The organism is Amycolatopsis nigrescens CSC17Ta-90, assembly GCF_000384315.1.
In the GTDB taxonomy this organism is placed as follows: domain Bacteria; phylum Actinomycetota; class Actinomycetes; order Mycobacteriales; family Pseudonocardiaceae; genus Amycolatopsis; species Amycolatopsis nigrescens.
Window position 1 is genome coordinate 8,947,449 of record NZ_ARVW01000001.1, and the last position, 20,277, is coordinate 8,967,725.

Consider the following 20,277-nt stretch of genomic DNA (forward strand, 5'->3'; position numbering starts at 1 on the left):
GCAAGGTCCGCTATGCCCCCGATGCCCCTCGATGCCCCCATGCACAGGCCCCGATCTACGGAGAACCATGTTGCAGACCCTCGTCATCGGGCTCGGCCGCTCCGGCGCCGGCCTGCATTTACCGGTACTGGCCAGGATTCGCGACTCGGCGACCCCGGGACCGATGGCCACCGGAAAGCCGATCGTGGCCTGTGATCCGGTCACCGAAAGCACCAGATTTCCACCGGGAGTGGTCGCGGTGCGCTCGATCGAGCGAGCCCTGCCGCTACTGGATCCGGCGGCCACCGTGGTCCACCTGTGCACCCCGCCGGGGTCGCGCTCGCGGCTGCTCGACCAGCTCGCGCCGCTGGGCTTCGGCAGGTTCGTGCTGGAGAAGCCGATCGCGACGCACGGCCGTGAGCTCCGCCGGATCCGGCGAATCCGTGAGCAGTACGGCCTCGGCCTGGTGGTGGTGGCGCCCTGGCTGGCCGCGGCGCTCACCCGGCGGCTCACCGAGATCGTCCGCTCGGGAGAGCTGGGCGCGCTGCGCTCGCTCACCGTGCATCAGCACAAACCCCGTTTCCACCGTTCCCTGACCACCTCCGGTCACCCGACCGCGTTCGACGTGGAGATCCCGCACGCACTGCCGGTGGCCCTCCGGCTGGCCGGCCCCGCCGAACTGGTGAACGCGAGCTGGCAGACCCTGCGGTGCGCGGAACGGGACATCCCGCGTCTCGGCGGCGCGCGGCTGACGCTGGCGCACACCAACGGGGCGCACAGTGAGTTCGCGTCGGACCTCACCTCACCACGGCGGGAACGGCGGATCACGCTGCGGCTGGAACACGGGACCGTCACCGCGAACTACCCGCTGAGCCAGGAGGACGACCACGCGCAGCTGACCATCCGGACCCCGGACCGGCACGAGCACACGGTCTTCCGCGACGACGCGTTGAGCGCCTTCTTCTTCGGTGCCTACCGGCGGCTGACCGGTCCAGCGAATGGCCAGGACCGTGCTGACAGTCCGGACGACGAGTTCGACCTGCATCACGAGACGGTCCGCCTGCTGTGCGCCGCGAAGAGCCACTGCGAAGGCAACTCCTCCGCCGACGTTCCCGATCAGCGCCGGGCGGTGCCGCAGCATGTCGGCTGAAGCGGCGCGGTTCGCCGGGATCGGCGACGAGGCAGGCAAGCCGATCGCCGAGCAGATCTCGGCCTTGCGCGCACTCGGCTGGCGGCACCTCGAACTGCGCACGGTGGACGGGCTCCCGCTGGCCGAACTGGACAGAGCCGGTGCACGGGCGGTGGAAGCCGCCGTGCACCGGGCCGGGTTTTCGGTGGTGTGCCTGGACTCGCGGATCGGTAGCTGGGCACGGCCGGCCACCGCCCCGTTCGCCGACGACCTGGCCGAACTGGACACCCTCAGCCAGTGGTGCGCCCGGCTCGGCACCCGGTACGTCCGGATCATGTCGTACCCGGCGGACGGCCTGGGTGAATCCGAATGGCGGCACCGGGTACTCGACCGGGTCAGCAGGCTGACCGAGCGTGCCGAACGGGCCGGAATCGTGCTGCTGCACGAAAACTGCTCCGGCTGGGCCGGGGCCAGCGCCGAGCGCGCGGTGCGGCTGCTGGACACCGTCGACAGCCCGGCGCTGCGCCTGCTGTTCGACACCGGCAACGGCATCGCGCACGGCTACCACGCCTACGACCTGCTCGCCGAGGTGGCCGGCCTGGTCGAGCACGTGCACGTCAAGGACGCGGTGCCGACCCAGGACGGCCCGCGCTACACCCTGCCCGGCGAGGGACTTTCCCGGGTGGCGGACTGCCTCCGCCTGCTGCAGGCCAACGGCTACCGCGGCCTGTTCTCCCTGGAACCGCATCTCTCGGTGCTCCCGCACGAGGGCCGGCGCGACGAGGACGCCGCGACGGACCGGTTCATCGCGGCGGGCCGGCGGCTGGAGCGGCTGGTCAGCGAGGACGTTGCGGAAGTGCTGGACCGGCGTGCGGGCTCGGCCGCGTGGTGACCGGCGAACTGCTGCCGGGCGACCGGGAACTCCTCCTGCGACTGCTGCGCATACCGACGATCGGGCCGCTGGAAGCCGGCCACGGGGAACCACCGGCCGAGCTGTGGCGCGCCCAGTGCGAGTACGCCGACGCGGCGGCCGGGATCGGGCTGCGCGTGGTGCGCCACGCCTGCGCGGGCCAGGAGCACACCGCCGGGCCGGCGGTGCCGCTGGCCGTCCGGGAGGCCGCCGCGGAACCCGGCTTCCTCGACCTGCAGCCCAGCCTGGTGCTGCGGCTCGGCCCGAAGCTGCCGCCCGCGTCGACCGTGATGTTCAACGTGCACCTGGACACGGTCGCCGGGCTGGAACCGGTCGGGTTCGACGGTTTCCGGTTCACCGGACGCGGTGCGATCGACGCGAAGGGACCGGCGGTGGCGCTGCTGGCCGGGATCCGGGCGGCGGCGGCCGCCGAGCCCGCGCTCGGCCGGGACGTCGCGGTGCTGGTGCAGGCCGTCTCGGGCGAGGAAGGCGGCGCGATGGGCACGATCGGCACCCGGCCGCTGCTCGACCAGGGTTTCTACGGGCGGCTCAACGTTTTCTGCGAGCCGACCGGCCTGCGCTACCTGACCAGTGCCACCGCGTCGATGACGGCCTGCGTTCGCGTGCGGGGGCAGGGCGCCATCGACGATCGGCCCGGCGCCGGGCACAACGCCACCGTGCTGCTCGGCTCGCTGGCCCGGCACTTCGCGCTCACCCTGGACGACGCGGATCCGGCCGGCGCGCTCTGCGTCGCCGGGCTGCACACCGGTGACCGGCACAACCGGGTCTACGGCAGCGGACGGTTGCTGCTGAACCTGTCCTACGCCTCGTCGGCGGCGGGTGCCCGGCTGGCCGAACGGGTGGAGCAAGCGTTCGGCACCGGCCTGGCCGAGTTCGGCGCCCGGTTCGCCGGCAGTGCACAGTTCGGTCGTACCGCCGCCGAGGCCGCCGAGATCACCAGCCTGGAGTGGCACAAGCGCGGTCTGCCCTGCCTGTCCGGGCACGACCCCGCGCTCGAAGCGCTGCTCACCGAACACGCAGGGGTGGCTCCGTGGCCCGCCGGGGAACCGGCCTTCACCTGTGACGCGATCTGGATGGACGGCCGGCCGGGGGCCTTCACCGTGATCCTCGGCCCCGGCGCGCTGGACAAGAACAACGCGCACGCCGAAGGGGAGTTCGCCGAACTCGCCGAACTCGACGCCTTCGCGACCGCCGTCACCGGGCTGCTCACCGGCTTCGCCCGTGCCCACCGAAAGGAAGCTCGATGACCCAGCAGCCGGTGCTCCCCGCCCCTGCGCTCGCCCACGTGCCCTACCAAGACCTGCTTTCCTTCACCACCAAGGTGTTCACCGATCGTGGCGTGCCGGCCGAACGCGCCGCCGTTGCCGCCGAGGCGCTTTGCTACGGCGACCTTGCCGGGCTCGGTTCGCACGGGCTGTGCAACCTGTCGCGGCTCTACCTGCCGCTGTTCGACGAGGGCAGGGTGGACCCGGCGGCCGAGCCGGTGGTCCGCACCGACCTCGGTGCCTGTGCGGTACTCGACTCCGACAGGGCGCTGGGCCTCTGGGCCGCGGCCGACGCGATGGGCTCGGCCGCGGACCGCGCCGAACGGCACGGGATCGGGCTGGTCTCGGTGCGCAACGCCACCCACTTCGGCTGCGCCGGGTTCCACAGCGCGATCGCCGCCCGGCGCGGCATGATCGGGCTGGTCGCGAGCAACTGCGGCGGCCAGCGGATCGCCCGCCCGCCGGGCGGCGCGCTGCCCATGCTCGGCACCAACCCGCTCAGCATCGCCGCCCCGGCGCTCGACGGTCATCCGTTCGTACTCGACATGAGCACCACCGTGGTGCCCACCGGCCGGGTACGCGCCGCGGCCCGTGCCGGCTCGCCGGTCCCGGCGGGCTGGCTGTCCGACGACCACGGCGACCCGGTCACCGACCCGGCCGCGTTCGACCGCGGTGAAGCCCATCTGCACTGGCTCGGCGGCAGCGCGGAAACCGGCGCCTACAAGGGTTTCGGCCTCGGCCTCGCGGTGGAGGTGCTGGCCGCGCTGCTGCCAGGCGCCCAACTCGGCCCCACCCCGGAGGCACTGGCCGGAGACGCCGGCCGGGACGACGACATCGGTTTCCTCGCACTGGCCTTCTCCCCCGCCAAGCTCCGGCCCGACGCCGGTTTCGCCGAGGCCGCGAGCCTCCTGTTCGGCAGCCTGCTGGGCTGCCCGCCGCTGGACCCGCGAAACCCGGTCCGCTACCCCGGCTGGCTGGAGGCCGAACGGGCGGCGGTGAACCTCCGCGACGGCGTCCCGCTGTCGTCGCCGCTGTACCGCGAACTGCTCGAACTGGGGCTTTCCTGATGCGCCCGCTCCGGATCGGGGTGGTCGGCCTCGGCGTCATCTCGAAGTTCTACCTGGCCGCGATCTCACGGCTGCCGCAGGTCACGCTCGCCGCCGTCTGCGACCTTCGGGCCGACGCGCTGGCCACCCTGCTCGGCCGCGTGCCGTGCTATTCGAGCCATCAGGTCATGCTCGGCAACGAGGGACTGGACGCCGTGGTGGTCACCACGCCCAACGACACGCACGCCGCGGTGTGCCGGGACGTGCTGAACGCCGGACTGCCGGTGTGCGTGGAGAAACCACTGGCGGTCTCGCTCGACGAAGGCCGGGTGCTCGATCGACTGGCCAGCACGCTGGGCGTGCCGCTGTACACCGCGTTCCACCGGCGTCACAACCGGAACGCACTGGCGCTGCTGGAGACCTCGCACGAAGCGCCGATCGTTTCGATCACCGCGCGCTACTTCGAGCGGATCGAGGAGCACATCGGTGCGGACACCTGGTACCTCGACGCCGGCCGGTGCGGCGGCGGTTGCGTGGCCGACAACGGCCCCAACGCCTTCGACCTGGTCCGGCTGTTCCTCGGCGACGTCCGGGTCACCGAGGCCGACGTCACCCGCGATGGGCAGGGCATCGACCGGCAGGCGGTGATCGAGCTGGAATCCGAAGAGGGCGCCACCGCCAGCGTGGAGCTCGACTGGTCCTATCCCGGTGAGCGCAAGGATCTCGAGCTCAGGTTCGCCGACGGCGGCGTGGCGCGCGCCGATCTGCTCCACGGCCATCCCGGCTTCAAGAACTCCCTCTGGCACGAGTATCTCGGCATCACCGCCGATTTCGCCGAAACGGTGCTCCGGCGCGGCACCGCCGAGCCGGTGCACGGCGGGCTCGCCGCACTGGAACTGGTCGACGCCACCTACCGGATCGAACACGCCGGCACCCGAAGCAGCACCGGAGGAAAGTGATGGCGCAACAAGAGAACGGCGCGAAACGACCGGTGCACGGCGTGCTGGTCAAGGTGCTGCTGCACCGGCGGACCGAGCGCGGCATGACGCTGGAGCCGCACGCCAGCCGCTGCGTGCGGCGGGGTGAACTGCACGAGCTGGTCACCACCGACCACCGGGAGACCGCCGCGGGCGCGCGGATCGACCGGGTCGGTTTCCTCGGTTTCGCCGAGCTGGACTGCGCCGGGGTGATCGACCGCGGTGACGAGTTCTGGATCTCCGGCAGGCTGATCGGCACCGTGCTCGGTTTCGACGCCTGCCATTTTCCCAACCACTACAACATCCTGATCGCCACCGAGACCCCGGTCAGCGGCAAGGACCTCGACCTGCGGCCGGAACAGCGGATCGGTTTCAGCCCGGCGGGGGTTCCCGCCGGGCTACCGGGCTGATCCGCACCCGGTGCCCCGGAACTGTTCCGGGGCACCGGGTGCGGGGCTCAGCCGAGCAGGGCCACGTCCAGCTTGCCGAAGTGGAAGTTCCGCACCGCGGCCAGCAGCTCCTCCACGGACAGCTGCCCGTCACCGCTGGTGTCGATCTGCTGGAACGCCGACCTCGCCTGCGACTCGCTCACCCCGATTCCCTTGAGCCACTGGGCGAATTCGTTCGCGTCGATCTGGCCGTTGTGGTCGCTGTCGCAGAGTCCGACCACGGCCTTCATCACCGGGCGGAGCACCCGGTTGAAAGTGGACTCACCGTCCTGGAAGATCAGCTTCTCGTTCACCGCGATGAACTGGTCCTCGGTGAGGGAGCCGCTAGGTCCCACCCCCGCCTGGGTGGCCAGGTACTCGTACAGGCCGGTGAACGCGTTCAGCGTGGCCTGCCCCTCCGGCGAGTTCATGCTCTTGCCGAACGCCGACACGATGCGCTCGGCTTCCTGGGTGAAGTCCGCGCGCTCCAGCACGCCGTCCCCGTTCACGTCCCATTTGTCGAAGCGCTGCTTGAGCCGGTCATTCGCGATCGCAGTAGTCATGAGGAATTGAGCCCTTTCATCACTATGGTTTCGACAGCGACAGGTTTTCCCGTCACAGCATTTCCACCCGGCTGCCGGCCACTTTTCCCCTGGTGTCCAGCAGGGAGCGCGACAGCCGGGCCAGGACCGCGCTGTCGTAACAGGCGTGGTCCTGGAGCAGCACGGCCAGATCGGCACGCGCCAGCGCGGCGGGGAGGTCGGCCGATCCCACGATCGAACCCCCTGCCACGGCGAACTCCGCCACATACGGGTCGTGATATGCGACGGTCGTACCCAGTGCCCGCAGTCCTTCCGCGACACCGGCCGCGGGGGACTCCCGGACATCCGGGACGTCTGGTTTGTAGGTCACTCCGAGCAGGAGGACCTCGGCGTCGGCGGGGTCGATCCCCTGCCCCGCCAGCATCGCGGCCGCCCGGCCGACCACGTAACCGGGCATGCCGTCGTTCACGTCCCGCGCGGCGGAAAGCAGGCTGAAGGTGAACCCTTCGCTTTGCGCCTTGCTGGACAGGTACAGCGGATCGACCGGGATGCAGTGCCCGCCCACCCCGGGCCCCGGCTTGAACCTGGCGAACCCGAACGGTTTCGTGCCCGCGCAGTGCAGCACGTCCCAGGCGTCGATGCCCATCGTCTCGCAGAAGACGGTCATCTCGTTGACCAGCGCGATGTTGACGTACCGGTAGGTGTTCTCCAGCAGTTTCGCCATCTCCGCCTCCCTGGTCCCCCTGGCCACCACGACGGTGTCGATGAACCGGCCGTAGAAGGCCGCGCAGTACTTCGCGCACAACGGGGTGACCCCGCTGACGATCTTCGGGGTGTTGCCCACCGTGAAGCGGCGGTTCCCCGGGTCTATCCGTTCGGGTGAGAAGGCGAGGTGGAACTCCTTGCCGGCAGCCATTCCGCTGACCGATTCCAGAATCGGCAGCAGCACCTCTTCGGTGGTACCCGGATAGCTCGTGGACTCGAGGACGACCAGCATTTCCGGGCGCAGCCGGGCGCCCACCGTCCTGGCCGCCGCCCGCACCGCGCCGAGATCGGGGGCGCCTTCCGGGGAAAGGCCGGTCGGCACGCAGATGACCACGGTATCCGCGGTGGCGATTATCGCCGGGTCGAGGCTCGCGGTGAATCCTGTTTCCCTCATTCTGGCGATATCGTCGGTGGAGACATCGTGCACATGCGACCGCCCGGAACTGAGCGTTTCCACGACGGCGGGTGCGATATCGAACCCCACGGTGGCCAGCCCCGCGTCGCAGGCCTGTCTGGCCAGGGGAAGACCCACGTAACCGAGGCCGACCACGGCGAGGTCAACGGACATGCTTTACCTCCAGGAGCGGGAGAAACCCGTGGTCACCGCGGAAAGCTGCTCAGGCGGAGAAGCTCCCGCTCCCCGCGACGACATGCGATCCGTACCCCGGCTGCACCGTCAGCGACGGGGTCAGGCAGAACGGGTCGCCGTAGATCCGCACCGTGTCGTTGGTGTCGTTGACCAGCACGTGCGCCATCAGCGGCAGTTTGTGACAGCCGTCAGGATTGCGAAATTCTGTCACCTCTTGGAATTCCGTCTCGAAGACGGTCACCTTTCCGATTGCCGCGGAGGCGGGCGTCGCGGTAGCCGCCAGTACCAGCGCACTGGCCGCCACCGCGATCGTTGAAGAAACAATTCTACGCATGGGAACTCCCCTTTCGGCACAAGATACTTCGGGGCAACAAAAAGTAAGCTAGCAGCTACCCAAAGTCGCGGTAAGGGCTTCGCCTAAAGCGCCACCGGACGTGCGACCGCTTTGGACTTTCCGGGAGCGTGACCGGGCCGATACGTCACACAGGGTCCGGTCCGGCCACGCCGGGGTAGCGCGAAAGAACTTTGCGGGCAACGAAAGTAGGACAAGTATGACTACTTGCTCCCACGCGTAGCGGAAGACAGCGCCCCCACGCTGACCATCATCACCACCACCCCGAGCACGGCGATGAAACCAGCCGTCTGCGCGGGTGATTCGAGCGGCCCCTCGGCGTCCTTCTCGGGCTCCTCAGGCGGCTCCGGCGGCGCAACCGGTTGGGGCAGCGGGATTACCGGCGCGACCGCCCGCGGCGGCGATACGGGGTCAGGCGCAGAAGGCGGCTGAGCCGCGGGCGGATCGGGTGGCGGGGGCAGTTGCGGGGGCAGTTGTGGCGGCGGTTGCACGGCGAGGCGCAGTGCGCTCTGAGCCGATACGGCGAACCCGGTGTCCAAGGGAGCGCCGCCGAGCGCGGGCACCGCGGAGGCCGAGAGCGACACGGTAGCGCCTTCCTCCGCCAGCACACGGCAGCTGTACACCAGGGAATCCCCCGGTTCCAGCCGGGGGAACTCGCGTGCGCACGACGCCGGCGACCCGGTGACCTTCAAATCCGCCAGTGGCACCGAAGACGTGTTGCGCAGGCGCACCGTCACGGTCGCCTGCGAGCCCGGCGGAGCGGGTGCGTCCGGTCCGGTGACCTCCAGCGCGAGACCGGGACGTACCACCTCGAAACGAGCCCGTGCCTCGCTGCCGACCTCCGCGCCCAGCTCATCCCGCGCGCGCCCGGCAAAGTTCAGCTCGCTCCCCGCTTCACCTGCCTTCACCGTGCAGCGCACGGTTTCCGCCTGACCGACCGACAGCTCGGCCGGCGCTTCCGCACAGGTAACCGGCCCTTCCGCGGCCAGTGAAACGCCGGTCAGCGGGCTGTCCCCGCTGTTGCGCAACTCAACCTGGTAACCGAGTTCCTGCCCGGCCACCGCGATCGCGGGCGCTTCGGTCAGCCGGGTTTCCAGACCGGGGTGCAGCACCCGCACGTCGGTCACCGACTCGGCGGTGACCTCCTGGCCGCCGGGCGCCTCACCGCGGACCCGCGCCGCCAGCTGATGACTGCTGTCCCGCACGGTCCCCTCGCAGGAGACCTCGGCGCTGTCGCCGGGAGCGAGCTCGCCTATCTCCTTCCGGCACTCTTCGCCGAGGTCCATGTCCACCGCCAGCCCGTCCAGCGGGACTCCGCCGGTGTTGCGCACTTCCGTGGTCTGCGTAGCGGGCTCGCCCGCGTGCGCCACCGGCCGGTCCACCGACGTGCGCGCGGACACCGCCGGTTGCGGGAAGGACAACGCGAGGCTGTGGATCAGGTAGCTGTCCTGGGTGCCGGTGAAGGCCAGTGCGACCTCCGAATCCCCCGGCCGGACGATATCCGGGCCCGCCTCGACGACCTTGGCGTCCACGCTCATGTTGTTCGGCAGGCTCGCGCCCTCGGCGTTGGAGAGGAAGAAGTCGTACCGGCTGTACGGGACCTTCGGCTCGGCCTGCCGCCGACCGTTCACCGCGAAGGTGTCCCCGACCAGGCCGCGGTCGCCTTCGTAGGCGGTGATGCCGATCCTCGTCTGCCCGCCGGCGACCCGCAGTCCCGGCGGGGCCAGCAGGGCGCGCTCGGCTTTCCGGTCCACCCGCTGGTGCCGGTCGTAGACCACCACTCGTTTCTCCGGCGTGTCTCCCGTGTCTCCCATGTCGCTGGACTCCCAGACCACGAGCAGCGACCAGCCGCCGAAGCAGTCGTAGCCCTGCCCGGTCCAGATGTTCCCCACGGTGACCGTGCGGTCGCCGCGCAGCCCGGACAGTTCGTCCGTGACGTCGGCTTCGGCGCTGTACCAGCGATCACCACCGATCGGGGACCGCTGATCCTCGGTCAGGGTGAACTCCCCCGGCGCTATGTCGGACTTTTTCTCGTTGTCCAAGGAAAGTGACACCGCCTGCCCACGGGGGTCGCCCTGGGGCCACCGCGCGCTGCGGGCACACGGCCCGGTCGAACGCGCCCGGATTTCACCCGCCCAGGTCAATTTCGCGTAGGCGACGGAAGCTCCCGGCGGCAGCGCCACCCTGGCACTGGACGAGTTGAAGGTGCCCGGATCGGCGTCGGAATCCAGCCATACCATCGAGTGATGGTTGTTCAGCCCGGCCTGGCCGGTCCGCCTGCCCTCGGCCGAATCGCGGCAGGGTTGCGCGGCTGGGCCGGGCGGGCAGCCCAGCACCGCGTTTCCGGCGAGCACGAAGTCACCAGGCAAGGTGCGGTCGAACTCGCCGGTGCCCGCCTCGGAATCGGCCAGCGGCGGTGCCAGCAAATTCAAGATCATAATGATCAAGCCGACGAAGAGTGCTTTCACCGAACGTCTCCCTGTAAGTGCCACCGCGCCGCGTCCTGCTAGCCCAGGAACACAGGAAGACCAGGCGGAGGCAAGGAAAATCACTCGATTCGGCACTTTTGGCGCCGAGCACTGGTTCTCGATCGGGCGAGCGGTACCGTGACCAACGGCCCTAGTCGACCAAGTCGAATACCAGCCTTGACAACAATTCGGGGAATAGGATTCCGCCTTGCTCGAAATCGCATTGACCCTCGTCATACCCACCCTTCTGGTGGTCATCGCGACGATTCTGGCCGGTCGCGGGAAGGTGGCGGCCAGCGGGGAGTTCGACTCGGACTCCGTCTCGTTCGTCGGCGGGGTGCTCAACGCGCTGTTCACCGTGGTGCTCGCGTTCTTCGTGGTGTTCGCCTGGCAGACCGGCGACGACATCGAGAGCTACGCGACCACCGAGTCCGACGCGCTGATCGACAGCTACTGGCAGGCCGGGATCGCGCCCGAACCGGACGGCACCGCGATCCGCGCGCTGCTCACCGACTACACGAGCAGGGTGATCGACCACGAATGGAGCAGCCTGGACCGGGGCGAGACCGATCCCGAGACGGCGCCGCTGATCGGCTCGATCCGGGCCAAGGTGGCGACCTTGCCCACCGACACCGAGCAGGTCAAGTCCGCGCGCGAGCAACTGCTGAGCAACGTCCGCGAGATCGACAACAGCCACCGCCAGCGCGTGGACCAGGCCACCGGCGCCGACCCGTTCACCAACATCCTGCTGCTCGGCACCGTGCTCGGCGCACTGACGATGGTGGCCTATCCGATCCTGATCGGACTCAGCTCGCGGGTGAACCACGTGCTTGCAATGGTGCTGCTGACCGTGGTGCTCGGCTCCACCATCTACGCGTCCCTCTCCCTCATGCATCCCCTCGGCGGGTGGTTCGGCATCGCGCCGGACGCCTTCCGGAATGCGCTGGACGAGTTCTCGAACGTCCGGATGTGACACCCGATGGTGGGCGGCGCCGGTCGCCGCCTAGGTTGAGGCCGACCAAGAACCGCCCGGGTGAAGGATGACTGCGTGATCGTGGTGTACGGGGCGTTGTCCGCCGCGGCGATGCTGATCTTCTTGTTCCGCACCGCCCGCGAGCCGAGGCGGCTGAGCAACGCGGTGTGGCTCGGGGTGGCGGTGCTGTTCTTCGGCCTCTGGCTACTGCTGCGGGCCGCGGACACCGAACTGCTCGCGGACGTGGCCGGCTACACCTTGCTGACACTGGTGGGCCTGCTGGTGCTGGTGCTGCCCGCCGCGCTGATCGCGAACGGGGTCGTGATGTGGCGGCGCGAAGGCCACCGGCCGGCCAACTCGCTGTCCTTGCTCGCCGGTGTCGCATTGGTCCTGCTGTTCGGGTTCTCCTTCTACGCGGCCAGTTTCACCAGGGCCACCTGGGTGATCGTGGCGGCGATCTCGCTGATGCTGGTCGCCGGGTACATCGCGTTCCTGTTCGTGTCCCTGCTCGCCTACTCGGTCCTCTACGGCAGGCTCGGGCGGCGCGGACGCGCGGACGCCATCGTCGTGCTCGGTTCCGGGCTGCTCGGCGACCGCGTGCCGCCGCTGCTGGCCAGCCGGCTCGACCGGGCGATGGAGCGGTACACGCGCGAGACCGCCGCCGGAGCGACCCCGGTGCTGGTGGTCTCCGGCGGGCAAGGGCCAGGCGAGACCGTGTCCGAGGCCGCGGCCATGGGCGCCTACCTGCGCGAGCGGGGCGTACCGGAGGAACGGATCCTGCTCGAGGACAAGGCCGCCACCACCGAGCAGAACCTGCGGTTCAGCGCCGCGCTGCTCGAACAGCACGGCCACGCGGGTCGGATCGTCGCGGTCACCAGCAGCTACCACGTGTTCCGCGCAGCGGTGCTCTCCCGGCGGCTGCGGCTGCGCCTGCACGTGGTCGGCGCACGGACCGCGTCCTACTTCGCGCCCAGCGCGTTCCTGCGCGAGTTCGTCGCGCTGCTGGCGCAGTACTGGCGCACCAACGCCGCCATCTGTGCCGTGCTCGCGCTCGGGCCGGTGCTGCTCGCCGTGCTCACTTCCGGGTAGCCGTGTCATCCTCACCGGCACGCCGGCTCTGCACCCGGCGGTAGCTCCAGTACAGCAGCCCGAGCAGGATCAGCCCGGACAGGATGAGGCTGGATCCGGTGCTCCAGCCCGCCAGCGGCAGGCCGGGCACGAGTCCCCACACCACGCCGGCGGCAATCAGCGCCAGCCCGGCCAGTACCGAACCGGTGATGCGCAACGGAGAAGCCACGCTGTCTTCGGCGGCCTTCATCGCCCGGTCCCGGACCGGGTCGACGTAGCGTTCCAGCGCCGGGAACTCGGAGGCGAGCACGATCAGCCCGGCCAGCACCAGCAGCAGCCCCGGCCCCGGCAGCACCAGCAGCGCGATCCCGACCAGGAGCAGCACGCCGCCGGCCACGCCCACGGTCACCCGTTTCACCGGGTTGCCACCAGCCACGCACACCTCCTGTCCCATCGCGGCACCTGAGCACGCCGCGTGAGGCCACCCTACCTGGACTTCCCGCCGCTTCCGGACATCTCCGGCGCCTGGCCAGGTCCGAAGTGGACCGGCCTCATCGCGGCAGGCGGTTGCCGGCGGTGTCGTAGGCGGCGGGGTCGCTGAACAGTTCGGCGCGGGGCTGGTCCGGCTGGTCGAACCAGAAGATCACGATCGACGGGTCTTCGCTCCACCTGGCCTGCTTGGCCTGCACGACCTTCCCGCCCACCTGCGCGGTGATCGACGCCGCCGGTCCGGCGTAGTAGCCGTGCACGGGGAGGTAACCACCGCTGTCGTAGTTGCCGCCCCACAGGTGGTGGAAGCCCGGCGAGCGGTCCGAACCCGCGGTCTCGTTGTTCAGAATGCCGGGCTCGATCCGGCCGGTGGCGTCGCGGTACCCCGAGACCAGTCCGAAATGGACGTCCGGCAGCTCGGCCGCCCGCACGGCGGTGACGTAGAAGACCAGTTCCCCGCCGCTGGTCTTGATTCCGGTGGGCACGACCGCGCCGAGCGGCGCCAGTGCCGGCCGGGGCGGCGGCTGGGCGGCGGTGATCTGCGGGTCCGGCGGCGCCGGCGTGACCTGGGCCAGCTGCCCCAGGCTGAACACCGCGAACAGCACCACGGCCGTCAGCCCGGCCACTCCGCCCCCGGCCAGCAGCCGCCGGCGGAACCGGATGCGCCGGCCGGTGGCCATCACCCGCCGCACGTCGACGGTGCCGAGGTCCTCCGCGGGCGGGGTCCGCAGCGCCGCGCGCAGTGTCTCGAGGTCGGTCATCGTTCTGCTCCAGTGTTCAGGGTGCTGGGGGTGTCGCCGGGCTCGTCCATCGAGATCCGCAGCTTCGCCAGCGCCCGGGAGTTCGTGCTCTTCACCGTGCCGAGGGAGACCTTCAGCTCGTCGGCGACCTCGGCCTCGGGCAGGTCGAAGAAATGCCGGAGCACGACGATCGTGCGTTCGCGGGCGGACAGCCGGTCGAGCGCCTCCGACAGCCACCGCTGCCTGGTGACCTCCCCGGCCAGGTCGCCGTGCACCGGCAGTTCGGGCGGCTGGTCGGTGGCGTGTTCCGAGATCGGCCGCCGCCAGCCGTCGATGACGTGGTTGGCCAGCACCTTGCGGGTGTAGGCGTAGGCGTCGCGGTTGCGCACCCTGGACCAGGCCGCGTAGGTGCGGGCCAGCGCGGTCTGGGTGGCGTCCTCGGCCTGGTGCCGGTTGCCGGTGAGCAGGTAGGCGGCATGCAGCAGGCGCGCCGAGCTCGCCCGCACGAACTCGACGAACTGCTCGTCACCCCTGGCCATGCCCGCCCACCTGCGTCACCCCTCCTACTACGGGCGACGGGCTCGAAAGGTTGAGCGCGATTTCCGGCAACTTTCCGGCCCGGTCGCCCGTAGTCCCCGGCACCAGATCCACGACTGTGCCAGCACGGGAGAGCCGATGCGAAAGATGAACCCGTCCCTGCTGATCATCGGCCTGTGCGCGGTGGCCACCGCCTGCTCGGCGGCGGAGACCGCTCAGCCGGTCGTGCAGCCCGCCGGTCCGCCGCACGCCGCCCCGGTGACCCTGCCGTCCACCCCGAGACCGGCAACCGCGCCGTGCACCGCGCCCGGCACGGTCGCCTGCGTGAGCCTGTCGGAAATGCGGGCCTGGCTGCTCCGCGACGGCACGGTGACCCACGGCCCGGTGCCGATCATGCCTGGCAAGCCGGGCGGCCCGACCCCGGTCGGCACCTTCCGGGTGGAGTGGAAGGACAAGGACCACGTCAGCAAGGAGTTCGCCGGCGCCCCGATGCCGAACTCGGTCTTCTTCGCGGCCGGCGGGATCGCCTTCCACGCCGGGAGCCTGGTGGATCCCTCGAACGGCTGCGTGCACCTCGGCGACGCGGACTCGCTGAAGTTCTTCGACACGCTCGGCAAGGGCGACGTGGTCCAGGTACTGCCCTAGCGACGCTCGGCGCGCACCTGCCAGACCGCGAACAGCACCCTGCCCTGGTCGTCGGTGCTCAGCGCGTCGGGACGCAGAGCGAAGCCGACCTTGGCGATTTCACCCTGCTCGACCTGCCGCCGGATCTCGTCGAGGCTGAAGGCGGAAGTGTAGGTCGTCTCCTCGATGCTGAGAATGTTCCAGTGCGGGTCCAGATTGGCGTGCAGGTCGTCCTGGCTGACCGGCACCGACCCCGGGAACGCGTCGGGGTTGCTGTCCGCGAAGCAGAACAGGTGCAGTTGGGCACCCGGCCTGGTAACGCGGTGCAGGGCGGCGGCGTACTCGGCCCGCTGCGGGTCACCGAGGCAGTGGTAGAGCGCGCTGTCCAGCACGGTGTCGAAATGCGGCTCCACACCGTCGAAGCGGGTCACGTCCGCCACCTCGAACCTGGCGTCGGACCCCCGCTCGCGGGCCAGCTCGGTGGCCCGTTCGATCGCGATGGGCGAGGCGTCGAAACCCCACACCCGGTACCCGCGCCCGGCCAGGAACAGCGCGTTCTCGCCCAGCCCGCAGCCGGAGTCGAGCACGTCACCGCGGAACGCACCGGCCCGTTCCAGCTCGACCAGCGCCTGCTGCGGTTCCCCGATGTCCCAGGGAATCCGCTCGAACCGCACGTCAATGCCCGCGAAGCCGGACTGGCCTCGGTAGATCTCGTCGAAGTCCGCGTCGGTCAAGGAAAGGGAGTGGTCCTGGGTCATCCGGTCCTCCTCGGTCGAGTAATTCAATGCACAATGAATTGTGCTCTCGGTCGAGCGACCGTGTCAAATGCCCCTCCGGCGGCGGCGCTACTCCCCCGTCTTCTTCGAGCTCAGCGTGATCGCGGTGTCCGTGGCGGCCTTCGTGCCGCCCTTGACCGACTGCGACACCACCTGCCAGTTGCGGTCCAGCACCAGCATCCGCCCCTGCCCGGTGGCGTCCTGCTCGTGCAGCAGGTAGAAGCCCGCGGCCTGCAGGGTGTCCTGCGCGGTCTGGTGGTTCATGCCCACCACATCGGGCACCGTGGCGACGGTGGGCGCGGGCGCGGCAGTCGCGGCGGAAGAGCCAGTCGTGGCGGAAGGTGCCACCGCGCGCGTCGGCATGCTGGTGGCCACCGACAGGGACGGCGAGTCGACCGGCGGTGTGGCGGGAGGTTCACCCGTGGCACCACAGCCCGAAAGCACGAACAGTGCCGCGCACAGCGTCATCGCGGGTTTTGAGATCTGCTGACTCATGGCGCGGCCTCCCGGCTCGGCTCGCCGGTCTCGACGCCGGCGTACAACAGCCAACTCGCACCCAGTCCTTCGATCGTTACGGTCGGTGGCCGATAGGACCCGGTCGTGCGGCAGGCCCACCCGGACGGCGGCCATAATGATCCTGTGCCACGGTTGGGCGTCGTTCGACGCACCGCAGGAGGGATTTGATGCGCGCCCGCGCCGAACTGGACGCCGCAGGCATAACCGGCACCGGGCTGCGTGCGGCGTACATCCGTTGCCGGGAACTCAACGCCCGCCACGGCCGCACGTACTTCCTGGCCACCCGGCTGCTCGCGCCATCGCAGCGGCCGGCCGTGCACGCGCTCTACGGGTTCGCCCGCCGGGTCGACGACCTGGTCGACCAGCCCGCCCTTGGCCGCACCCCCGAGCAGGTTCACCGCGACCTCGACCAGGTGGACCTGGAGCTGCGCACCGCACTGTCCGCGGGTACCAGTGCCGACCCGGTGCTGGCCGCGCTCGCCGACACGGTCCGCCGGTTCGGCATTCCCACCGCACCCTTCGACGCCTTCCTCCGCTCGATGCGGATGGACCTGCGCACCACCGGCTACCCGGATCGGCGTGCGCTCGACGAGTACGTGCACGGTTCGGCCGAGGTGATCGGCCTGCTGGTACTGCCGGTGCTGGGCACCGTCGCCGAACGGGCCGAGGCCGAGGCCGCCGCCGCGGCGCTGGGCAAAGCCTTCCAGCTGACCAACTTCCTGCGCGACATCGCGGAGGACCTCGACCGCGGCCGGGTCTACCTGCCCGCCGACGAGCTCGCCGCCTTCGGGGTGGACCGCGAACTGCTCGCCTGGTGCGTCCGGCACGCCAGGGTGGACCACCGGGTGCGGCGGGCGATGGCCGACCAGATCGCGCTCACCCGCGCGGTGTACCGCCGCGCCGAACCGGGGCTGGCCATGCTGCATCCGGTGTCGCGGCCGTGCGTGGCCACCGCGCTGACGCTCTACTCCGGTATCCTCCGCCGGATCGAAGACGCCGGGTACAACGTGTTCGGCCGCCGCGCCACGGTGCCGACCGGCACCAGGCTGCTGGTGGCCGGCACCGCGCTGGCCCGCGCCGGCTGGGCCCGCCGCCGGCACCGGGCCGCTGGAGGCCGGCCCCGACCGGTGGTGGCGAGCTGAGATGGGCAAGTACGAGTACTTGATCGTGTTGGGCGCCTGCCTGGTGATCACGTTGCCGCTGGAGCTGATCGGCGCGCGGGTGTACCGGCGGCCGTCCCGACTGGTGCGCGCGGTGCTCCCTGCGGCCGCGGTGTTCCTGGTCTGGGACATCGTCGCGATCGCCGCCGGAGTGTGGGGCTACAACCCGGAGTTCATCACCGGCGTGATCCTGCCGTTCGGGGTGCCGTTGGAGGAACTGCTGTTCTTCCTGGTGATCCCGATCTGCGGCCTGCTCACCTACGAGGCGGTGAACACCATCCTGGAGCTGCTGCGGCGATGGCGTGCCACGGCACGCGAGAGGAGGCCGCGATGAGCGGGCTCGGCTACACGCTGCCCGCCGTGCTGTCGGTGCCGGTCGTGCTGCTGCTCGAGCTGAAGTTCCTGCGGACCGGGCTGTTCCGCCGTCCCGCGTACTGGATCAGCATGGTGATCGTCACCGGGTTCCAGATCCCGGTGGACGGCTGGCTGACCAAGCTCTCCGCGCCGATCGTGCTCTACCACCCCGGGCACACGCTCGGCGTGCGCTTTCCCTGGGACATCCCGGTGGAGGACTTCCTGTTCGGGTTCTCCCTGGTGACCACGGTGCTGCTGCTGTGGGAACGGGGAAGGGCAACATCGCGAAAGGAGCGGACATGAGGGTCGGCGCGCGAGGGCTGGCACGAGACGCGGTGCCGGGCGCCTTCGACACCGGCGCGGCCGCCTACGACCGGCTGGTCGGCGCGAATCCCGGCTACCACGCCCATCTGCGGCTCTCCGCGGCCAGGATGCGGCTGCCGGACCGGGGCGAGGGACTGCACCTGCTCGACGCCGGCTGCGGCACCGGCGCCTCCACCGCGGCACTGGTGCTGGCCGCGCCGCGCGCCAGGATCACCGCCATCGACGCCTCCGCCGAGATGCTGGAACGGGCCCGCGCCAAGCGTTGGCCACCGTCCGTCCACTTCGTACACTCGCGGGTGGAGGACCTTGCCGAAACCGGTGTGCGGGGGCCGTTCGACGGGATACTGGCCGCGTACCTGATCCGCAACCTGACCGATCCGGACGGCCAGCTCCGCGCCCTGCGCGCGATGCTGCGACCCGGTGCGCCGCTGGCCGTGCACGAGTACTCGGTGCGCGATTCGCCGCTGGCACGCGCGATCTGGCACGCGGTGTGCTGGAGCATCATCATCCCGGCCGGCCGGGTGACCACCGGCGACGCCACGCTCTACCGGCACCTGTGGCGCAGCGTGCTCACCTTCGACGGCGCCAAGGCCTTCGAGGACCGGTTGCAGCGCAACGGTTTCACCGGGGTTCACCGGGAGACGATGACCGGCTGGCAACGCGGGGTCGTGCACACCTTCCTCGCCGACGCCGGGAAAAAGCCGGTATGAGCCGCAGTGCGCCGATCGGTACCGACCGCAGGCTGGTCCGCTACCCGGCTCCCGGCGGGCTGCCGGATGTTTCGTCGCTGGCCGTCTCCCCGCGGGTGGCCGTGGTCGGTGGCGGTATCGCCGGGCTGACCGCGGCCACCGCGCTGGCCGAACGGGGCGTGGCGGTCGAGCTGTTCGAGCGTGAGTCCTATCTCGGCGGCCGCGCCGGCGGGTGGCGGGCCGGCCTGCCCGACGGCAGCACGGTCACCATGAGCCGCGGCTTCCACGCGTTCTTCCGGCAGTACTACAACCTCCGTCAGCTGCTGCGCCGGACCGACCCCGGCCTGGCGCGGATGACCGCCCTCGACGACTACCCGCTGCTCGACGCGGCGGGCCGGATCGACACCTTCCGCGGGCTGCCGAAGACACCGCCGTGGAACGCGGTGGTCTTCGCCCTGCGCAGCCCCACCTTCCGAGCGCGTGATCTGCTCCGGCTGAAGCCGGTGCCCGCGCTGCCGCTGATCACGGTGGAGGTACCCGACATCTACCGCCGGCTGGACGAGGTGGACGCGGCCTCGTTCCTGACCGGGATCAACTTTCCGCCCAGTGCCAGGCATCTCGCCTTCGAGGTGTTCTCCCGCAGCTTCTTCGCCAGGCCGGAGGAACTGTCCGCGGCGGAGCTGGCCACGATGTTCCACCTGTACTTCCTCGGTTCGTCCGAGGGCCTGGTGTTCGACGTCCCGCGCGACACCTACCCCGCCGCGCTCTGGACTCCGCTGGAGGAGTACCTGACCGGGCTCGGGGTCCGGCTGCACCTCGGCCACGGCGTGCGCGCGGTGGAGACGGGCGGCGACCGGCGGTTCAGGGTGCACGCAGGTGACCAGACGGAGTCCGATGTGGACGGTGTGGTGCTGGCCATGGACGTGACCGGGCTGCGGAACCTGGTGGCGGACTCGCCGGCACTGGGCACCCGGGACTGGCGCGAGTCGGTGGCCGGGCTGCGGGTCGCCCCGCCGTTCCTGGTGCGACGGCTGTGGCTGGACACCCCGGTCCGCCAGGACCGGCCCGCGTTCCTCGGCACCGGCAGCCTGCCGCCGCTGGACAACATCAGCGTGCTCGACCGCTTCGAGGCCGAAGCCGCGGGCTGGGCGCGTGAACACGGTGGCTCGGTGGTCGAACTGCACGCCTACGCGGTCACCGACGACCAGGCCGGGTTGCCGGAGCGGCTGCTTCAGCGGCTGCACGAGATCTATCCGGAGACCGCCCGCGCCGGCGTCGTCGGCGAACTGTCCGAATGGCGGCAGGACTGCCCGTTGTTCGGCCTCGGCGATTTCGCGCGGCGGCCCACCGTCGGCACCCCGGTGGACGGGCTGGTGCTGGCCGGCGACGGGATCCGGGTCGACCTGCCGGTCGCGCTGATGGAACGGGCCGCGGTCACCGGCTGGCACGCGGCGAACCGGCTGCTCGGCGGCTGGGGCGTCAAAGGCCACCCGACCTACTCGGTCCCCAACCAGGGCCGCGTCCCCCTGCTGCGCGCCCTCGCCCGTCGCTACTGA

Annotated in this window: 23 protein-coding genes; 14 read left to right on the forward strand and 9 right to left on the reverse strand. The window is 70.5% G+C overall.

All coding sequences use genetic code 11. The features are described from left to right. Positions 1–67: 67 nt before the first annotated feature. From AMYNI_RS46885 to AMYNI_RS0142415, 6 genes are read left to right on the forward strand one after another with little or no spacing between them, the layout of a single operon-like run. Entirely contained in the window at positions 68–1,129 is a 1,062-nt protein-coding gene (locus AMYNI_RS46885; RefSeq protein WP_020674227.1) for a Gfo/Idh/MocA family oxidoreductase, read from the forward strand. Further along, positions 1,119–2,000, forward strand: coding sequence for a sugar phosphate isomerase/epimerase family protein (locus AMYNI_RS49500; RefSeq protein ID WP_020674228.1), 882 nt, complete (start codon positions 1,119–1,121; stop codon positions 1,998–2,000). Before AMYNI_RS46885 ends, AMYNI_RS49500 begins: the two co-directional genes overlap by 11 nt. Continuing rightward, positions 1,994–3,286 (forward strand): M20/M25/M40 family metallo-hydrolase, encoded by a 1,293-nt coding sequence (locus AMYNI_RS0142400; RefSeq protein WP_020674229.1) that lies wholly within the window; start codon positions 1,994–1,996, stop codon positions 3,284–3,286. Before AMYNI_RS49500 ends, AMYNI_RS0142400 begins: the two co-directional genes overlap by 7 nt. Further along, on the forward strand, positions 3,283–4,371 hold the full coding sequence (locus AMYNI_RS0142405; RefSeq protein WP_020674230.1) for an Ldh family oxidoreductase: 1,089 nt from the start codon (positions 3,283–3,285) through the stop codon (positions 4,369–4,371). The genes AMYNI_RS0142400 and AMYNI_RS0142405 overlap by 4 nt, the downstream gene beginning before the upstream one ends. Then, positions 4,371–5,309, forward strand: coding sequence for a Gfo/Idh/MocA family protein (locus AMYNI_RS0142410; protein WP_020674231.1), 939 nt, complete (start codon positions 4,371–4,373; stop codon positions 5,307–5,309). Before AMYNI_RS0142405 ends, AMYNI_RS0142410 begins: the two co-directional genes overlap by 1 nt. After that, on the forward strand, positions 5,309–5,737 hold the full coding sequence (locus AMYNI_RS0142415; protein WP_020674232.1) for a DUF6917 domain-containing protein: 429 nt from the start codon (positions 5,309–5,311) through the stop codon (positions 5,735–5,737). The genes AMYNI_RS0142410 and AMYNI_RS0142415 overlap by 1 nt, the downstream gene beginning before the upstream one ends. Before the next feature lie 47 nt (positions 5,738–5,784). Here the strand turns inward: AMYNI_RS0142415 and AMYNI_RS0142420 are convergent, their stop codons facing one another. The 4 genes from AMYNI_RS0142420 to AMYNI_RS0142435 all read right to left on the reverse strand — a co-directional run bounded on the left by AMYNI_RS0142420 (position 5,785) and on the right by AMYNI_RS0142435 (position 10,435). Beyond that, on the reverse strand, positions 5,785–6,318 hold the full coding sequence (locus AMYNI_RS0142420) for an EF-hand domain-containing protein (protein ID WP_020674233.1): 534 nt from the start codon (positions 6,316–6,318) through the stop codon (positions 5,785–5,787). A 52-nt stretch (positions 6,319–6,370) separates the two neighbouring features. Further along, positions 6,371–7,630: a nucleotide sugar dehydrogenase gene (locus AMYNI_RS0142425; RefSeq protein WP_020674234.1), complete on the reverse strand. Its 1,260-nt coding sequence runs from the start codon at positions 7,628–7,630 to the stop codon at positions 6,371–6,373. Between the two features lie 49 nt (positions 7,631–7,679). Then, positions 7,680–7,985, reverse strand: coding sequence for a hypothetical protein (locus AMYNI_RS0142430; protein WP_026361608.1), 306 nt, complete (start codon positions 7,983–7,985; stop codon positions 7,680–7,682). A 221-nt stretch (positions 7,986–8,206) separates the two neighbouring features. Next, positions 8,207–10,435, reverse strand: coding sequence for a COG1361 family protein (locus AMYNI_RS0142435; protein ID WP_157357742.1), 2,229 nt, complete (start codon positions 10,433–10,435; stop codon positions 8,207–8,209). A gap of 244 nt (positions 10,436–10,679) precedes the next feature. On the opposite strand from AMYNI_RS0142435, the gene AMYNI_RS0142440 reads away from it, so the two are divergent. Both AMYNI_RS0142440 and AMYNI_RS0142445 read left to right on the forward strand, forming a co-directional pair. Next, on the forward strand, positions 10,680–11,444 hold the full coding sequence (locus AMYNI_RS0142440) for a bestrophin-like domain (RefSeq protein ID WP_157357744.1): 765 nt from the start codon (positions 10,680–10,682) through the stop codon (positions 11,442–11,444). Positions 11,445–11,519: 75 nt separating this feature from the next. After that, positions 11,520–12,533, forward strand: a complete 1,014-nt coding sequence (locus AMYNI_RS0142445; protein ID WP_020674238.1) for an ElyC/SanA/YdcF family protein — start codon at positions 11,520–11,522, stop codon at positions 12,531–12,533. Here the strand turns inward: AMYNI_RS0142445 and AMYNI_RS0142450 are convergent. From AMYNI_RS0142450 to AMYNI_RS0142460, 3 genes are all read right to left on the reverse strand, one after another. After that, on the reverse strand, positions 12,520–12,966 hold the full coding sequence (locus AMYNI_RS0142450) for a PGPGW domain-containing protein (RefSeq protein ID WP_020674239.1): 447 nt from the start codon (positions 12,964–12,966) through the stop codon (positions 12,520–12,522). The two genes, AMYNI_RS0142445 and AMYNI_RS0142450, sit on opposite strands and share 14 nt — an antisense overlap. A gap of 97 nt (positions 12,967–13,063) precedes the next feature. Further along, on the reverse strand, positions 13,064–13,762 hold the full coding sequence (locus tag AMYNI_RS0142455) for a hypothetical protein (RefSeq protein ID WP_020674240.1): 699 nt from the start codon (positions 13,760–13,762) through the stop codon (positions 13,064–13,066). Continuing rightward, positions 13,759–14,280 (reverse strand): SigE family RNA polymerase sigma factor, encoded by a 522-nt coding sequence (locus AMYNI_RS0142460; protein WP_020674241.1) that lies wholly within the window; start codon positions 14,278–14,280, stop codon positions 13,759–13,761. Before AMYNI_RS0142460 ends, AMYNI_RS0142455 begins: the two co-directional genes overlap by 4 nt. A gap of 136 nt (positions 14,281–14,416) precedes the next feature. Here AMYNI_RS0142460 and AMYNI_RS0142465 point away from each other — a divergent pair, with 136 nt between their 5' ends. After that, positions 14,417–14,923, forward strand: coding sequence for a L,D-transpeptidase (locus AMYNI_RS0142465; protein WP_020674242.1), 507 nt, complete (start codon positions 14,417–14,419; stop codon positions 14,921–14,923). Here the strand turns inward: AMYNI_RS0142465 and AMYNI_RS0142470 are convergent. Together AMYNI_RS0142470 and AMYNI_RS48725 are read right to left on the reverse strand one after the other, a co-directional pair. Beyond that, positions 14,920–15,660 (reverse strand): class I SAM-dependent methyltransferase, encoded by a 741-nt coding sequence (locus AMYNI_RS0142470; protein WP_020674243.1) that lies wholly within the window; start codon positions 15,658–15,660, stop codon positions 14,920–14,922. The genes AMYNI_RS0142465 and AMYNI_RS0142470 overlap by 4 nt on opposite strands. A gap of 87 nt (positions 15,661–15,747) precedes the next feature. Then, a complete protein-coding gene (locus AMYNI_RS48725) occupies positions 15,748–16,173 on the reverse strand; it encodes a PASTA domain-containing protein (RefSeq protein ID WP_245574126.1) in 426 nt (141 codons plus the stop codon). Positions 16,174–16,361: 188 nt separating this feature from the next. Between AMYNI_RS48725 and AMYNI_RS0142485 the strand changes: the two genes are divergently transcribed. From AMYNI_RS0142485 to AMYNI_RS0142505, 5 genes are read left to right on the forward strand one after another with little or no spacing between them, the layout of a single operon-like run. After that, positions 16,362–17,336, forward strand: coding sequence for a phytoene/squalene synthase family protein (locus AMYNI_RS0142485; RefSeq protein WP_020674246.1), 975 nt, complete (start codon positions 16,362–16,364; stop codon positions 17,334–17,336). A gap of 1 nt (position 17,337) precedes the next feature. Beyond that, positions 17,338–17,688 (forward strand): lycopene cyclase domain-containing protein, encoded by a 351-nt coding sequence (locus AMYNI_RS0142490; protein ID WP_020674247.1) that lies wholly within the window; start codon positions 17,338–17,340, stop codon positions 17,686–17,688. Further along, a complete protein-coding gene (locus AMYNI_RS0142495; RefSeq protein ID WP_020674248.1) occupies positions 17,685–18,011 on the forward strand; it encodes a lycopene cyclase domain-containing protein in 327 nt (108 codons plus the stop codon). Before AMYNI_RS0142490 ends, AMYNI_RS0142495 begins: the two co-directional genes overlap by 4 nt. Beyond that, positions 18,008–18,742, forward strand: a complete 735-nt coding sequence (locus AMYNI_RS0142500; RefSeq protein ID WP_020674249.1) for a class I SAM-dependent methyltransferase — start codon at positions 18,008–18,010, stop codon at positions 18,740–18,742. Before AMYNI_RS0142495 ends, AMYNI_RS0142500 begins: the two co-directional genes overlap by 4 nt. Further along, complete coding sequence (locus tag AMYNI_RS0142505) at positions 18,739–20,277, forward strand: FAD-dependent oxidoreductase (RefSeq protein WP_020674250.1); 1,539 nt, start codon at positions 18,739–18,741, stop codon at positions 20,275–20,277. The genes AMYNI_RS0142500 and AMYNI_RS0142505 overlap by 4 nt, the downstream gene beginning before the upstream one ends.

Coding starts and splice junctions, on each gene's coding strand:
- AMYNI_RS0142420 (WP_020674233.1), bottom strand. CDS start 6,318: ATGACTACTGCGATCGCGAATGACCGGCTCAAGCAGCGCTTCGACAAA.
- AMYNI_RS0142455 (WP_020674240.1), bottom strand. CDS start 13,762: ATGACCGACCTCGAGACACTGCGCGCGGCGCTGCGGACCCCGCCCGCG.
- AMYNI_RS0142505 (WP_020674250.1), top strand. CDS start 18,739: ATGAGCCGCAGTGCGCCGATCGGTACCGACCGCAGGCTGGTCCGCTAC.
- AMYNI_RS0142485 (WP_020674246.1), top strand. CDS start 16,362: ATGCGCGCCCGCGCCGAACTGGACGCCGCAGGCATAACCGGCACCGGG.
- AMYNI_RS48725 (WP_245574126.1), bottom strand. CDS start 16,173: ATGAGTCAGCAGATCTCAAAACCCGCGATGACGCTGTGCGCGGCACTG.
- AMYNI_RS0142450 (WP_020674239.1), bottom strand. CDS start 12,966: ATGGGACAGGAGGTGTGCGTGGCTGGTGGCAACCCGGTGAAACGGGTG.
- AMYNI_RS0142415 (WP_020674232.1), top strand. CDS start 5,309: ATGGCGCAACAAGAGAACGGCGCGAAACGACCGGTGCACGGCGTGCTG.
- AMYNI_RS46885 (WP_020674227.1), top strand. CDS start 68: ATGTTGCAGACCCTCGTCATCGGGCTCGGCCGCTCCGGCGCCGGCCTG.
- AMYNI_RS0142405 (WP_020674230.1), top strand. CDS start 3,283: ATGACCCAGCAGCCGGTGCTCCCCGCCCCTGCGCTCGCCCACGTGCCC.
- AMYNI_RS0142470 (WP_020674243.1), bottom strand. CDS start 15,660: ATGACCCAGGACCACTCCCTTTCCTTGACCGACGCGGACTTCGACGAG.
- AMYNI_RS49500 (WP_020674228.1), top strand. CDS start 1,119: ATGTCGGCTGAAGCGGCGCGGTTCGCCGGGATCGGCGACGAGGCAGGC.
- AMYNI_RS0142495 (WP_020674248.1), top strand. CDS start 17,685: ATGAGCGGGCTCGGCTACACGCTGCCCGCCGTGCTGTCGGTGCCGGTC.
- AMYNI_RS0142490 (WP_020674247.1), top strand. CDS start 17,338: ATGGGCAAGTACGAGTACTTGATCGTGTTGGGCGCCTGCCTGGTGATC.
- AMYNI_RS0142460 (WP_020674241.1), bottom strand. CDS start 14,280: ATGGCCAGGGGTGACGAGCAGTTCGTCGAGTTCGTGCGGGCGAGCTCG.
- AMYNI_RS0142500 (WP_020674249.1), top strand. CDS start 18,008: ATGAGGGTCGGCGCGCGAGGGCTGGCACGAGACGCGGTGCCGGGCGCC.
- AMYNI_RS0142425 (WP_020674234.1), bottom strand. CDS start 7,630: ATGTCCGTTGACCTCGCCGTGGTCGGCCTCGGTTACGTGGGTCTTCCC.
- AMYNI_RS0142410 (WP_020674231.1), top strand. CDS start 4,371: ATGCGCCCGCTCCGGATCGGGGTGGTCGGCCTCGGCGTCATCTCGAAG.
- AMYNI_RS0142465 (WP_020674242.1), top strand. CDS start 14,417: ATGCGAAAGATGAACCCGTCCCTGCTGATCATCGGCCTGTGCGCGGTG.
- AMYNI_RS0142430 (WP_026361608.1), bottom strand. CDS start 7,985: ATGCGTAGAATTGTTTCTTCAACGATCGCGGTGGCGGCCAGTGCGCTG.